We start from the raw sequence: 14,427 nt of genomic DNA on the forward strand, positions 1-14,427 counted from the left end.
CGCCGCTTTGCCGGTTTCGATAAAGCATGCGTTTTTGATAAAACTTTTTTTGAAAAAGTTTTCGCTCAAGCCTTTTTGTAAAAGGCTTGCATTAAAAGTCTGTTATCAGGGTTTGCTTTTCGTCTTTTCCGCGGAGTTTTGTGACGCCTATGCCTATAAGTCTGAGTTTTCTGCCGCCTATGAACTCCGAGAGAAGCTGGATGGCAGTTCTTTTGATTACAAAGAGGTCCGAGGTCCAGATCGGGACGGTTTTTGAGCGGGTGTAAGTTGAAAAATCTTCAAAACGTACGGTAAGGGTTATGGTTTTGAAAAGGAAGTGGTTTTTCAGGAGGGAATTGTGCACGCTTTCTATAAGCAAGTTGAGAGATCCGGCAATCTTTACAGGATCATTTGTGTCTTCAGCAAAGGTTCCATGCCTGCTTATGGATTTCACGCTTTCTTTTTCCCGGACTTCGCCGAAATCGAGGCCGTTTGCAAGCTGCTTTATGCGAAGTCCCATTTTTCCGAATTTTCCCGAGAGGAGCTGCACATCACAGTTTGCAAGTTCTTCCACCCTGGAAATTCCCATTGATCCCAGGATCTCAGCCGTTTTTTCCCCTATTCCTGGAATTTTTGAGACCGGCAATGGGAAAATAAATTCTCTTACGTCTCCTGGCCTGACCACGGTAAGCCCATCAGGCTTCTGGAAGCCGGATGCGATTTTTGCAATAAGCTTGTTCGGCCCGATTCCGACTGAGCAGGTAATTCCTTCCTGCTTCTGGACTTCGTCTTTTATCCTGAGGGCGTAAAGGGCGGCTTCTTCAAAATTCCTGATCTCGGGACCAGGCACAAGGTAGGCTTCATCTACGCTGACCTGCTGGAATTTACTTGCAAATCCTTTTAAAAGCTCCATTACTTTTACAGAAACGTCTGCATACAGTTTCATGTTCACAGGCAAAAAAATCGCATCCGGACAGAGCCTGTAAGCCTGTGAGATAGGCATTGCGGAATGAATTCCGTATTTTCGCGCCTCATACGAACAGGTGCTTACAACGCCCCTTCCCGAACCCCCTTTAGGATCAGAGCCCACAACTACAGGCAGCCCTTTCAGTTCCGGCTTTTCCCTGACCTCCACTGACGCAAAAAAGCTGTCCATATCCGCATGGAAAGTAATCCGCCTTTCCTGAGCATTAATTTTCAAACTGGAGACAGGCATTACCCTGAGATAGGATAAAACATATAGAAAAGGTTTGAGGAAGTCGGGTGAAAGTATTAACATAATCCAAAAAATATGTTTAAAAAGGCATTTCTACAAAGCCGGTATTATATAATTGGGACAATAATATACAATTAAGATAACCTTTTCAATCCTATTCTCTGGTTTCAAATGGGGGAGTTTGATTAAAGCAGAGCAGGAGAATTTAAAACAGGTTACTTCAGAAAAACTGGCATATTCGGAGAAAAAGTCTATTAGCCAGCCGGGAGCAAGTCCTGAAAAAATCGAAAAAAATATCGTAGGACAACCATTTCCGGAGATCACATCAAAATCACTTGCAGGTAACGTTGTAACCTTTTCGGAAGCGACTGGTGGAAAGGTGACACTTATATGTATTGCCTTTGTGCGCAATGCCCAGAGCATGATTGATTCCTGGGTTCAGCCGTTTGAGCAGAGATTCGGAAAAGACAGCAGGTTTGCGGTCTATGAGATTCCGATGATAAACAAAGCCTGGAAGGTTATCTCCTGGGTGATTGACTCAGGAATGAGAGGGGGAATTCCGGTAGAGAAACACGACAATGTGGTCACTTTTTACGGAGATTATTCCGGCTACCAGAAAAGCCTCGGCATAGAAGATACGAATCTTGCCTATGTCTTTTTGCTGGACCAGAAGGGAATTATCCGCTGGAAAGGGAAGGGGCATGCAAGACCTGATACTGAAAGAAAGCTTCTTGAGAGTGCAGAGACTCTCGTACAATAGCTAATTTCAAGATGGTGGGGAAATGAAAGGATCAAAGATAATATTTGGGGTTTTTGCTGCGATTGTACTTATTTTCGCGGCTTATGCCGTCCTCAGAACCGTACCTATTGGGGAGTGTCGTGAGAATGGAGAAGGGTTGGAATGCATAGAGCTTCCGCCTGGTTTTTCCATTGATTATTACGCACAGGATGTAGAGAATGCAAGACAAATGGCTGTGAGCCCGAACGGTACGCTTTTTGTAGGAAGCCGGGATGCGGGAAAAGTTTACGCAATCCCTGACCGGAACAATGACAGTAAAGCCGATAATGTAATTGTGCTCGCTGAGGGCCTGGATTCGCCAAATGGGGTGGTATTCAGGAACGGCTCGCTATATGTCGCTGAGATCTCCAGGATAACTCGCTATGATAATATCGAGGCAAGGCTTGAGGATCCACCCGAGCCCGTTGTGGTTAATGATAGTTTTCCTTCCGACCGCCGTCACGGCGTGAAATATATCGAATTCGGACCTGATGGAAAGCTGTATGTGCCTGTAGGAGTGCCATGCAACATTTGTAATAAGGAAGGGGAAGACGAGCGGTACGGAACAATCACGAGAATGGAACCCGATGGGAGCCAGTTTGAGATCTATGCAAAAGGTATAAGGAATACCGTCGGTTATGACTGGAACCCCGAGACCGGAGAATTATGGTTCACTGACAATGGAAGGGACGGTCTTGGGGATAACATACCTCCGGATGAACTCAACCTGGCACCTGAAAAGGGAATGCATTTTGGTTACCCCTATTGCCACGGGGGAGATATTCCTGATCCGGAATTCGGGGAACTCAGGAACTGCTCGGAGTTCACACCTCCTGAGATGAAACTGGGCCCGCATGTGGCTTCACTTGGAATGACTTTTTACACAGGTACAATGTTCCCTGAAGAGTACAGGAACCAGATCTTTATTGCCGAACACGGTTCATGGGATAGAACAGTTCCAATAGGATACAGGGTTACCCTTGTCAGATTAGAGAACGGAACGCCTGTCAGTTACGAGCCTTTTGCGGATGGCTGGCTCCAGGGGCTTGCAGCCTGGGGAAGACCTGTGGACGTCCTTGTAATGCCTGATGGAGCCCTGCTTGTTTCGGATGATAAGAATAACGCAATTTACAGGATCAGCTATAGCTAATCGAGAAACATTGAAAATGCTGACCTGAAGAGTTATCCGAACATCCTGCAATACCTGATCCGTGTGCCATAAGGTATCTTATGGGAGCCAGTAAGATTGCTCAGCAGGTAATTATCTGGCTAAGACCATGAGAAAGCTTGCCGGATCAGGTAAAAACATTTATTTTATATCCTCATATACGTAAGCGGGGGGAATAAGTTGTTATCAAAAATACCCGTAGACATTAAAAGCGTATCTGAAGGAGATATTGATAAAGAGATTATCAGAGCCGCAATCGTCGCCGAGATTGATGCTATAAACCTTTATGAGCAGATGGCAAACTTAACAAAAAATGCGAACGTAAAAGCCGTGCTAATGGATGTAGCAAGAGAGGAAAAAACGCATATTGGAGAGTTTCAGGCTCTCTTGCTTCAGTTTGACCCTCAGCACAAGGAAGAGGTCGAAGCCGGAGCCAGAGACGCGGAAGAAGTGCTGTCCAAATAATTCCTCTGGTTCCTTCAAGCCTCGGATCTCACTTTATATTTTTTAGTAAGTAGAGTTAAGTTTAAGTCCGTTTTTATTTTCAACCCTTTTTAATTCAAGCCTTCTTTCAGGAATCCTTTTCCTCTGTTTCTCTCACAGTTTTCCGGCAATGAACTCTTCAGTCATGCGGTATGCTTCAGTATCGGGATACTGTTCAGGCGGATGTTTCATAAAATATGCCGAAGGCGGATGAAGGACTCCGCCTTTTCCCCTGTCAAGAGCCAGCTTGCAGCATCGAATGGCATCGATAACCACGCCTGCCGAGTTCGGAGAGTCCTCAACCGAGAGCCGGAGTTCGAGGTTCATGGGCACATCCCCGAAGAGTTTTCCTTCCATTCTCAGGAAACATACCTTATTGTCCTTCTGCCAGGAAACGTAATCGCTTGGACCAACATGAATATTTCCGCTCTCAAGCCTGTTTTCGAGTATGGATTGGACGGCTTCGGTTTTTGACTCTTTCTTCGAGGCTAGCCTTTCCCTGTTAAGCATATTAAGGAAATCGGTATTTCCTCCGGTATTAAGCTGGTAGGTTCTCTCCAGTTTTACTCCCCTTTTCCTGAAGAGGTCTGCAAGCATCCTGTGGACAATGGTAGCCCCTAGCTGGGACTTGATGTCGTCACCTATAATAGGGAGCTTGCTCTCTTCGAAACGTTTTGCCCATTCGGGGTCGCTCGCAATAAATACAGGCATATTGTTAATAAAAGCACAGCCTGCTTCAAGGGCGCATTCGGCATAGAAGCGGGCAGCCTGTTCGGAACCCACCGGCATATAGTTCAGGAGGATCTCGGCTCCCGAGTCCTTCAGAGCAACTACGATTTCCTCTTTTGTCGCGCCGTCACCATCTACCGGTAAAAACCTGCATTCCTCAGGGTAATTCGCAAGGTGGTCGGAACAGCCGTCCAGCACCCTCCCGAGTTTCACATTCGTCCCTGCCGGCGGGATATCCGGGCAGAACACCGTTGTGCAGTTGGGAAGTGAAAATATCGCTTCCGACACATCTTTTCCCACCTTTCTTCGGTCGATATCAAAAGCTGCTGCCACTTCAATCTCATACGGCAAGTAGCCCCCAAGATTCCAATGCATAAGGCCAAACGAATCCGCGTCCTTCTTTTTCCGGTAGTATTCGATCCCCTGCAGAAGTGAGCTTGCGCAGTTCCCTACTCCTGCAATGGCTATTTTTATCCTGTCTTTACCTGCCGCTGGTATTCCCCCAATAAGCTCAAAATAGAATGGTATAAAATTTTGCTTTAAGAATTGCTTCGAAATATAATTTTGAATATTGCTATGAATATTGAATTTTAATAGTGATTTCAGATATCTATCTCAATATTGATTCTGATATTTATCTCAATATTGATTCTGATATCTATCTCAATATTGATTTCAGATATCTATCTCAATATTGATTCTGATATCTATCTCAATATTGATTTTGTATATCTACCTCAATATTGATTTTGATATTGTTTCAGATACTCACTTTATTCAGATACTCACTTTAATTAGTGCTTTCCCAATTTCCCCAATCTACAGTTTTCAAAACCAGTTTCAGAATATATTCTCAGAATGGTGAAGGAATGAAAACTGTGATGCCTCTTATTGTATGAAGAAAATACTATAAAAAACGTTTTACAAAAAATAAAAATAATGTTAATCTGTGAACTCCTTTTAAGGCTTATTTCCTTTCTTTCCCGGGGGTATTTTCCCTCGTTCCCGCACTCGTTTTGTAGCCGATTCACCCTGAGATCAAATAATTTAGGCTTAAAGATTGATCCAGAGCACCAGCATAAGATGAAGTCCTGTAAAGGCAGGTACAAGAATTTTGAACATAGGCTTCCGGGTCTTATGCCTGAAGTGCTGCATTCCTATCAGTGCCCCGATAGGCCCGAAGAGAGAAGCAATCAGTAAACTCTGTTCAGAAATCCTCCACCTCGCCTGTTTTGCCTTGAATTTATCCATTCCGTACAGAATATAAGAAGCTGCATTAAGAACAGCATAAAAAACAGGGAAAAGGAGATATACAATTTCTGTCATGGGAAAGGATTGTCCTTAATAATAATTAAAGACTGTGATGTTTCATCCGGTTAAGTTGAAGAGCAAAGTAAAGCAGAATAAAACTGGAACAAAACTAGAATAAAACAGAAATAAAAAAGAATAAAATAAAAATAAAATAAAAAAGAAATAAAAACAGTTTATTGTCCTTCCAGGCTGCGGAGAACTTTTGAAGAAACCGCAAACCCCATACAGGTGTCCAGGGTTGCCGAAGTCATTATCCCTATTACCTTCCCTTTCTGTACTATAGGAGAGCCGCTGTCCTCAGGCGCAGGCATATCATGGCATCGGAAGCCCAGGAAAAGCAACGAAGAGCCGGAGTTAACCACTCTGCAGTAATGGATAGTACGGGTGTCATTAATAAGCTCGGCAAGTTCCAGTTCCCCAGGGCTGCCAAATTCCGTAATTTCAACCTCGCTTTCTGAGGGGAGTTTTATCAGGGCTAACTTATGATCTTTTAAAATTCGGGTAACGGTAAGTCTCGTTCCATCAACTGTAAGGCGGTCCCCTTCCCCTTTGAATATGTGAGAAATCGTGACCATGTAAAGCACTCCCTTGAGCGAGATAACCGCGCCAGTAATACCGCGTCTACCGTTGTAGAAAAAAGAACTGCCTGCTTTTATCATGAGCTTCATCAACCTGCTATTTTAGGACGGGCATGGTTTATGGATTTCCGGGATTTATGGTGAACCGGGTTTCAATCATATTAAGCATTATGTATCAGGCTGATAAATAGCTCGCTGGCGGATCAAAAAGACCAGAAGGTTGATTTCGTTAGCCGCATCTGGGGTTTAAAGGATAATCTGCAGGAAATAAGGCAAAAGGCTGCGAGAATTTCTTATTCTAACCGCAGAAAGTTAAGGTTTTCTAAAGGAACTTTACACTGCATGAAATGTTTCATGTAGCCAGAAAGCCAGAGGTGATATCCTCTTACCCTGGCAGTTATGTTTTAGAATCCGGAAGTATGATGCCTTTACTTTCGGTTTCGTTATCTTTGCAAATTGTGGAGAATTCTTGATGAGATTGCAGTTCCCATGCAGGTGTCCAGCGTTATCGAGGATATGAACCCTATCACTTTCCCTGCCTGAAGGATGGGAGAACCGCTATCTCCCGGCTCCGGCATATTACTGCATCCGAAGCCCAGATAAAGCAAAGAGGCTCCGGCATTCACTACCCTGCATTTGATAGCGTGAATATCATTAATAAGCTCAGCCTGCTCCAGCTCGGATGCGTTACCAAGCTCAGTGGTTTCAACCACGCTGTCAGGAGGGAGCCGTATCAGGGCTAAATCATAATTCCTTAGAATGCTCGTGACCGGGAGTATCATCCCATCAACTACTATGTATTCTCCTTCCTTCCGGAAAATGTGAGAAACCGTAACCAGGTAAAGCACTTCTTTGAGCGAGATAACCGCTCCGACAGTGCAGCGTTTTCCCTTATAGAAAAAAGAACCTCCTGATTTTATCATAGCTTGCATCAACCTGCCAATATCCTTCTGACCTGATTCTGGGTTTCCGCCTCTCAGTTAAATCTAGATTTTAATTATATTTAGCTTTATATATTAGACTGAGAATTCGCTAGCAGTTTGACAGGCATCAGCAATACACTATTTCCATTGTAGTAAAAAGAGCCACCTGCTTTTTTCATAAGCCTTTATAGCCAGATATCTGAAATAAATGGAGTTGAAGTAAATTGTGGAAGTTTTATCGATTCTTGCCGGAAAAAAGGAAATTTCTTAAGTTCTGGTGTTACATAACCTTCTTATAATCCTTATATTTAAGCATAAAGGGATTGAGAAATCTTTTAAAAAAATTAATAATGTTTGAGTCTTTCAAATGGGAAGGTAAAGCATTATAAAGCTTTAAACTCGCATCATGTTTTTTATTTAATTTCTCAAAAATAAGTATGTTTATAAGATAATTTCTCCTGTATTTCTTACGGGTTTTCCCGGATAAAATAAAGAGAAACAGGGGGAAAGAATGGAAAACAATAGAAAGTCTATATGGAAAATAACATTATCCGTTTTCACCGTAGTAATGATACTGACTTTATTGTCTGAAGGAGCCTATGGAAAATGTATTGTAACCCCGACTCCTCTCGGTTCAGGAACTCCACCGGCGACGGCTCGAATATCCAGTGGAAATAATCGCATTGATTACACGGCGGTAGCTATCTCAAAGGATCCGCGAATCGTACAGTTTAAGGATCTTTCAAGAGGTAAAGAGACATATATCAGATGGGACTTTGGAGATGGAACTTCTCTCCAGGGAACAAAAATTACTCCAGCACTAAAAAATCCGGTACATAAGTATAAAAAGACGGGTTTTTATATTAGCTGTATGACTATCAAGTGTAAAGGTTTTGTTGGAAAGTTGTGGGTTCATAAGAATATTGTCATTAAATAATTTGGTAAGCAGAAAGTTTACTTACCATTTTTAATTTTATAGACCGTTTTTTATATTAATAAAATCCTTTGTTTTGCTTTTTCTTTAAAATCAAACCATTAACGCTAGATTAATTTAGCTACATTCTTCAGTTGAGATGGCACCTTTAAATTTTGAATAATTCTCCAGAGCCAATGCTCCGGTTTTAATCCGATTCCTTAAAACTCCCTTTTAATCCGGGAATTATCCTGTGAACCCGCTTGCGGTACTCCCTGTATTCGTCCCCGAACTGTGCAACCAGCCTTGTCTCCCAGTGCAGGGACCCAAGAAACAGGTAGATGGTAGCCAGAAGGTATATAATAAGCAGATTTACGGTCATAACCGGAGTGAGCCAGATCATTACCAGCCCCGAAAGCAAAAAGGGATCCCTTACCCGCCTGTAAATGCCCCGGATTTTCAGGGAGCCGCCCGCTTCGGAAACCTGCGGACCGGATAGCTGCGAGCGGATTTTGAACCGGTGGGGAGCATCCCGAAAAGCCCCCGGGGCAAGAAGCCCGGCAATCAACTGCCCGCAGATCATGAGCCAGCGCCAGGGCGAAGGCACTTTGTAGAGAACCCGTCCCGGATTTCTGTAAAGAAGATACATAAGCGGCAAGATCGTCAGCACTGAGACGAGGCTGTATGCCGGCAGATACAGCCTGTCTGCCCAGTCCCCCAGAACCCGCACGAGAAGTCGTTTGAAGCGCAGGCTCGCAGTCAGGCTGTGAATTCCTGCAAATGTCACCAGAGAAAGCACAGGGATAATTACGGAAGAAACCAGTTCCAGCAGTCCTCCTTATTTTATTTAAGTAGATTATATTCAGACACCAGTATGAAAAGTTTACTTATAGCGACTTAAAATTAGTAGAAGTTCAGGTAATTGATGTGGACTATAATATTTCATGAATTAGAGCGTGACAAACGCCCAAAAGTAAAATTTTGAGTTCAAACTTTTCTGCCGCAGTTATAACAATAACCTTTATGAATGCAGATCGTGCCGCCGCATTCGGGGCACGCCCATCTTATTTTTTCATTTTTCAGGAATTCTCCTGTACCCAGTTTTTTGATGCTTTCAAGATTTTCAATCATACTCATACCGTATCTGGTACGATACCTTTTATCCAGATGTTTTAGATTATTGCAGGGAAATTTTTCACAATCAAAACAAAATGCTAGCCTGTTTTTTGTTAAAGTTTCACACGTTTTTATTTTGCATATGACGCGAGTAACAGGCTTACGAGCGTCAATTCTACAGCCGGGACACTTATTTTTCTTCCTTAAGTAAGCCGTGCAAATGCAACAATTCATTCCGCAGGGAGCGATGAGTAGAATTTCATTCAAAATATCTTACCCCTTTTATAATGAGTATCTGTTCTGATAATAATTCTATCACATTGCTTAATTTTAATTCCGACTCTTCATAAACTTGATTAATGTGTTAATTGTTAGAGATTTTTCATAAAAATTATATATGTTTAGAAGTTGTAAAGTCTGGGATTCGATCGAGTGTGAAATAAGCGATTGAAATCCGGAATTCGGAAACTCGATCAGTTACTTAAGAAACGGGATTTAGAGAAGTCATTTCGAGTTTCAGGATTGCTCATGAATAATACTCATGAATAAATGAAAGGAGTCAGAAATATGAGTAGAAATACAGCATTAAAATCAGCATTCCAATTCCTGAGTTTATTACTTTGCCTGGCGTTAATACCGGCTGCACTTGCTCAGCCTGATGAGCTTACCGGAAACGTTACCTGCGAAAACGGAATTTGTGACAACTCTGCTGTCAATAAACCGGTAGCAGACTACGAAGATTACACCGTACACTCAATAAACCCGACCTATTATTCTGTGTATCTCACGCCGGGTAACAGTGAGACCTTCAATGTCAGTTTCACAAATAAAGGTGATAAAAAGCTCAATGTAGCCCCTAAAGTTATGGGTGTGCCTGGCAGTTTTTACCCCCTCGACAAAAGCTGGATTACGATCTCCCCGGCAAACGTGAATGCAGGTCCGGGCGCAGAGCAGAACTTTGCGGTTGAAGTAAATGTGCCTGAGGATGCAAACAGTGGAGAATATCAGGCCCAGATAGTCTTTACAGATGACGTATATCCTGAAGAATACGGCACTTCCCGGTACGTCAATGTAATGAGTCTCGGGATCTCAGTGCCTGTCCCTCCGAAGCTTGAGTTTCAGACAAGCTCCATTTTCGATAATGTTGACCCGGGAAAGGAATATGTATACGAGATAAAAGTCAAAAACGTGGCAGGCAAAGATGTCACTATCGACCCGAAAGTAACGAAAAATGTTATGTTTCCAAATCCGTATAGAGAACCCGTTTTCAGTGGTGACCTGATAGAAGTTTCCGCACCTTCGGTCATAAAAGCCGGCGAAATCACAAATATGACCATCCGTGTTCCTGTTCCCGACAATGCGAGCGGAGCTTATGACGGTTTCGTAGAAATGAACGCTGACGGAAAAGCAAACGATGGATCCTTGCCGCAGCTGTGCCTGAGCTTTACGGTTAATAAACCGCTTTCCGTTCCTTATGTAGAAACCTTTAACACTGAAAACACAGACCCGATAACGATTAAAGTTTCGACCGATATTTATGACCCAAATTCAGCGGTGCGCATCTCCCCTGAAAAGGAAAAGCCATCCTTTGAAATTAACCTGAAATGCAACTCAAGCCCTGTTAACCTGACCCATGTAGAAACAGCTCAAGGCGGCAGCGTATACGCTCAGGGACTGTACTTCCCAATCTGGTCAATAGAAGATAATCCAATCTATGACAGCAGTAAACAATACACTGAAACCTATGAAGTACCCGGAGCAATCGGAGCCTGGGAACTTTCAATCCTCCCGAAAAATACCAGCGGTTTTACCTACACGGTAAGTTTCAAGGACTCAGAGAAATAATTGATTTAAGAAAATTATGAGCAGGTGACAGGGCTGGTTTTTAATTATTGCAGAGTCCTGTCACAGCTACTTTTTAATTTTTAAGTTTTCTTATTTTTATTATAATTTTATTTTTCACGAGGGGACCTATGATGGTAAATATAATGCTAAATTATGGGCAGCTTTGCTTTAATATTGTTATCCCGGAATTTTGGTTTTGAGAGGCTGTTTATAAAAAATAAGGCAAAAAGCTGTGAAAATTTCTTATTCCAATTAAAAAATTAGGTTTTTAAAAAGGAATTTTACGTTATAAACAGAATTCAGGGGTAATATGCTTTTTACCCTGAATTCTACATAAGTACAGTATTTTTATCAACTTTATAAGTAGTAGATAGCAATCCATCTGTAGATAGGAATGTGATGAAATTTACATCTCCAGGTTCTTAGCTAAAAAAGTAAAAAATATATTTTAGGATATTTAATAGATATTCTAAATTTCAAGAGACAATTTAGATATATAACCTTAAAACTTCTTTTTTACTATGAATGCCATAATCAAAAATATAATTACACAATTCAATAATCCCATTCCAGGTAATAAAGAAGGGGTTTCACATTTTGCATATACATCCCTTATCGACGTTGAATTAAGCATATGCCATTCAGCCTTATTTCCTTCGATATAATCGGCATTTGAATCAATAATTTCATTCGGCATCTCCAAATAGTAGTGAATTTGTATGGCAGAGTCCATAGCTTCATTCATACCAAAAAGATCTTCTTCGTCTTCTTCATTCTCGTCATAATCGCCCAATGTGCCAATTTGGTCTCTATACACTATGTAATCCTTGTCTTTTTCTACAGAGGCATTTTCAGATGTTAATCCGCTGACTTGTACTTCCACCTTGTCTCCGTCCCACACTTCCTTATACTCCCCTCCGTTAGAAATGACACCGTCTCTCAGTGATTCTCCGTCTTCTTCTAACATCTGTGAGTTTAGCGCAGAATAGACATATGAATTTGTATCCATTGTCATATTGTATTCCTCAATTCCTCCACTGCTGTTCACCTTCGCATCATATGACATCGTGACGCATCCACTAAAGAGAATCACAAGAACTAAAACTAAACCAATAATCATTTTTTTCATATAGACCATCCTAAACAACTGTTCCTACGAAGCAGGAAATCAATATAAATAGTTATCAAGGCATTTTTATCCTTTCTGATCTCAATTCGATTGATATCCTTGCTTTAGATTATATTTACGCCAATTAATATGAATAATCTAAAAAATAATATATTTCAAGGTGTATCAAATTATTTATAAAGTTTTGCGAGTTAGATTTTATTATTCTCAGTCAGTAAAGATGGTATTAAAGGCAAGAAAAGTCCATTGTAACTGAAAATTCTAACTTGAGGTTAATAGCTTGGAGAAAAGAAAATAATTGACAAGTTTTCTAACATGTTGAACAGAAATTTAGATTATGGGGATAAGCAAACAACCTGGGGGTCTATTTAACTCACAAAAACTAGAGAGCTAAGCCATTATTTAACAGAAAAAACCAGAAGACTTGTTTTTATTAATCCTGAGTTTGGGGCTTTGAAGGTTGATTCTCAAGAAATTAGGCAAAAAATCCTAAGTATCTCGTATGTTGAGTGAAAAAAACTGGGGTTCTCCAAGGGGACTTTGCATTATATGAAGCAAAATGCTAAAAGCGCTAAGCCTTTTACCCTAAGCAGCCATTTTTCAGAGGGTTAGAGCTTGGGAAAAATTGGTTTCTGGAGGGCAAGCTAACCTCTAGAATGAGTTTATTTAAAGACACTTTATTAAATAGGTGAAAGGACGAGCAGATAGGCAAGCCTGGTGAAGAACACAGAAGCAAGAAAAGACGCGGGGAATAGAAGAAGAGCCCTTCAGCAGCCCAGGAAAGGAAGACGCGGGAAAGGAAAAGGGAAACCTGATCAAGAAGTTATGAAAAACTGCAATGAGCCTTTTAAAACCTTGAACCCCAGAAATTACACACTGATTTTTTGAAAGATAACTCCTTAAAAAATGATTTTGCATAGCTCTTACCATAATGTTGCATTCTTAAGATACCTATTACCTGTTACATACTGCGACTTATAAGATTCGAACCTCTAAATTTTTTAGTAGGGCGTGATATCACCGGTCAATATCACCTGGTTGCTCGGGCACTCAATATAATCTGTGATCTTCAGACATTGCTGATGGCATATTAATCGGATAATAAATAGTCAAAGGTTAAATATATATTATCAAAGTTATTTTATAGACGAAAGCTTTATCTTTTTATGAATTAATTAACTTCATAAACAATAAAATACAATAATAGATTTGGGGGATTACTATGAATACGCTTAAGAAAATAGTAGTTTATATCTTAGCCATCGTAGGGCTTGCCTGCCTTGTGAAACATATACGCATCTCGCACTGCAGAGAAGGCTGCTGCTTGTGCAGTTCATTCAAATCAAAAGTAGAAGGATCCAGAGCAAAAACAGAAGAATTCAGATCAAAGGCAGAAGGCATTAAAACAAAAGCAGAAGGGCTTAAAACAAGAGTAGAAGGATTTAAAACAAAAATGCACGGATCCAGAATGCAAGAAGAAGGGAAAGAAGAAGGAAAAGAAGAAGGCGAAAAAAGAACCGGTACAAGATATGGTTCTAGACCGATCAGGTATTAATAAAATACCTTAAATTTCTCTTTTTTAATTTGTTCTTTCCAGAAAACACTCTAAAAAGTATATTCATCTTTTAGTTAGGCTGCTTTTGAAAAAGAGGATGTGCATTAATCCCACAAAGTAGTTCTGAGTTTTCCTATAATCTATATCCCAATAATTTAGTGTGAAGGGATAGGACCTGGATGTTGTTCAACTTCTTTCTAACTCTTTACGGTATATAGAATCTGAAAAAATGCCGGCATCTGTGCGTGACACTTTGACGATGTTGCCATACTCATGTATGGCACACCTTTCTGAACTAAACCCCCTTAAACCCCAATAAGCTTTTTTATGGTTTTAAATTCTCCGATATTGAATTCACCTGTCTGGATCTCAATAAAAAAGAGTGAACAAACGCTAAAAAGAGTTACTGCCAAGGCATCTTGTCAAGCATCCGGATCAAATTATTTGCCTCATCAAAAGATAATTCAGTCCAGTTTTTACCGAATTCGTCGCAATATTGATTAATTTTTTTATGTCTTTCCATATATCGGAGAGACTTTATTACTAAGTTTTTTTGCCTGAAATTTATCGACTGATCCATAAGTTCCATAAAATGCTCCTGAACTAAGCTTTTATTTTTCAATATTACGTAGTCGTAATCAATCAAAAATCTATAAAACTAAAAATGCTACTCTATGAGCAGTACATATATATAACTCACAATA

The 14,427-nt window shown here is 40.8% G+C and carries 15 protein-coding genes and 1 pseudogene; 6 read left to right on the forward strand and 10 right to left on the reverse strand.

Translation table 11 applies throughout. The features are described 5' to 3' along the window. Positions 1 to 91 precede the first annotated feature (91 nt). Positions 92 to 1,195, reverse strand: a complete 1,104-nt coding sequence (gene dinB / locus EQO05_RS13850) for a DNA polymerase IV (protein WP_128507541.1) — start codon at positions 1,193 to 1,195, stop codon at positions 92 to 94. A gap of 181 nt (positions 1,196 to 1,376) precedes the next feature. Here dinB and EQO05_RS13855 point away from each other — a divergent pair, with 181 nt between their 5' ends. From EQO05_RS13855 to EQO05_RS13865, 3 genes are all read left to right on the forward strand, one after another. After that, entirely contained in the window at positions 1,377 to 1,955 is a 579-nt protein-coding gene (locus EQO05_RS13855; protein ID WP_240664717.1) for a mitochondrial ATPase complex subunit ATP10, read from the forward strand. A gap of 22 nt (positions 1,956 to 1,977) precedes the next feature. After that, positions 1,978 to 3,123 (forward strand): sorbosone dehydrogenase family protein, encoded by a 1,146-nt coding sequence (locus EQO05_RS13860; RefSeq protein WP_128507493.1) that lies wholly within the window; start codon positions 1,978 to 1,980, stop codon positions 3,121 to 3,123. A 198-nt stretch (positions 3,124 to 3,321) separates the two neighbouring features. Next, complete coding sequence (locus tag EQO05_RS13865) at positions 3,322 to 3,606, forward strand: ferritin family protein (protein WP_128507495.1); 285 nt, start codon at positions 3,322 to 3,324, stop codon at positions 3,604 to 3,606. A 132-nt stretch (positions 3,607 to 3,738) separates the two neighbouring features. Here EQO05_RS13865 and EQO05_RS13870 read toward each other — a convergent pair whose 3' ends face one another. The 4 genes from EQO05_RS13870 to EQO05_RS13885 all read right to left on the reverse strand — a co-directional run bounded on the left by EQO05_RS13870 (position 3,739) and on the right by EQO05_RS13885 (position 7,165). Beyond that, a complete protein-coding gene (locus tag EQO05_RS13870) occupies positions 3,739 to 4,704 on the reverse strand; it encodes an inositol-3-phosphate synthase (protein ID WP_240664719.1) in 966 nt (321 codons plus the stop codon). A gap of 702 nt (positions 4,705 to 5,406) precedes the next feature. Continuing rightward, on the reverse strand, positions 5,407 to 5,679 hold the full coding sequence (locus EQO05_RS13875) for a DUF1294 domain-containing protein (protein WP_128507499.1): 273 nt from the start codon (positions 5,677 to 5,679) through the stop codon (positions 5,407 to 5,409). 158 nt (positions 5,680 to 5,837) lie between these two features. Beyond that, positions 5,838 to 6,332, reverse strand: coding sequence for a serine protease (locus EQO05_RS13880; RefSeq protein WP_240664721.1), 495 nt, complete (start codon positions 6,330 to 6,332; stop codon positions 5,838 to 5,840). A 353-nt stretch (positions 6,333 to 6,685) separates the two neighbouring features. Further along, entirely contained in the window at positions 6,686 to 7,165 is a 480-nt protein-coding gene (locus EQO05_RS13885) for a trypsin-like peptidase domain-containing protein (RefSeq protein WP_128507547.1), read from the reverse strand. Between the two features lie 511 nt (positions 7,166 to 7,676). Here EQO05_RS13885 and EQO05_RS13890 point away from each other — a divergent pair. Next, complete coding sequence (locus EQO05_RS13890; RefSeq protein ID WP_128507500.1) at positions 7,677 to 8,102, forward strand: PKD domain-containing protein; 426 nt, start codon at positions 7,677 to 7,679, stop codon at positions 8,100 to 8,102. A 184-nt stretch (positions 8,103 to 8,286) separates the two neighbouring features. On the opposite strand, the gene EQO05_RS13895 is transcribed toward EQO05_RS13890, so the two are convergent. The 3 genes and pseudogenes from EQO05_RS13895 to EQO05_RS16155 all read right to left on the reverse strand — a co-directional run. Further along, positions 8,287 to 8,901 carry an NnrU family protein gene (locus tag EQO05_RS13895; protein ID WP_128507502.1) on the reverse strand — a complete coding sequence of 205 codons (615 nt, stop codon included), beginning with the start codon at positions 8,899 to 8,901 and terminating at the stop codon, positions 8,287 to 8,289. A gap of 164 nt (positions 8,902 to 9,065) precedes the next feature. After that, positions 9,066 to 9,215 (reverse strand): hypothetical protein, encoded by a 150-nt coding sequence (locus tag EQO05_RS16035; RefSeq protein ID WP_240664728.1) that lies wholly within the window; start codon positions 9,213 to 9,215, stop codon positions 9,066 to 9,068. A gap of 45 nt (positions 9,216 to 9,260) precedes the next feature. Continuing rightward, positions 9,261 to 9,461: pseudogene (locus EQO05_RS16155) on the reverse strand (DUF3795 domain-containing protein); the annotation flags it as partial. Between the two features lie 300 nt (positions 9,462 to 9,761). Between EQO05_RS16155 and EQO05_RS13905 the strand changes: the two are divergent. Continuing rightward, on the forward strand, positions 9,762 to 11,039 hold the full coding sequence (locus EQO05_RS13905) for a hypothetical protein (RefSeq protein ID WP_128507504.1): 1,278 nt from the start codon (positions 9,762 to 9,764) through the stop codon (positions 11,037 to 11,039). Positions 11,040 to 11,541: 502 nt separating this feature from the next. On the opposite strand, the gene EQO05_RS13910 is transcribed toward EQO05_RS13905, so the two are convergent. Beyond that, the gene (locus EQO05_RS13910; RefSeq protein WP_128507506.1) at positions 11,542 to 12,168 is read right to left on the reverse strand and encodes a hypothetical protein; all 627 of its coding nucleotides are present in this window, start codon (positions 12,166 to 12,168) and stop codon (positions 11,542 to 11,544) included. A 1,324-nt stretch (positions 12,169 to 13,492) separates the two neighbouring features. Here EQO05_RS13910 and EQO05_RS13915 point away from each other — a divergent pair. Next, positions 13,493 to 13,723 carry a hypothetical protein gene (locus tag EQO05_RS13915; RefSeq protein ID WP_128507508.1) on the forward strand — a complete coding sequence of 77 codons (231 nt, stop codon included), beginning with the start codon at positions 13,493 to 13,495 and terminating at the stop codon, positions 13,721 to 13,723. A 403-nt stretch (positions 13,724 to 14,126) separates the two neighbouring features. Here EQO05_RS13915 and EQO05_RS13920 read toward each other — a convergent pair whose 3' ends face one another. Further along, positions 14,127 to 14,312, reverse strand: a complete 186-nt coding sequence (locus tag EQO05_RS13920; protein ID WP_128507510.1) for a hypothetical protein — start codon at positions 14,310 to 14,312, stop codon at positions 14,127 to 14,129. Between the last annotated feature and the right edge of the window lie 115 nt (positions 14,313 to 14,427).

The sequence above is a fragment of the Methanosarcina sp. MSH10X1 genome, assembly GCF_004099695.1.
Classification (GTDB): domain Archaea; phylum Halobacteriota; class Methanosarcinia; order Methanosarcinales; family Methanosarcinaceae; genus Methanosarcina.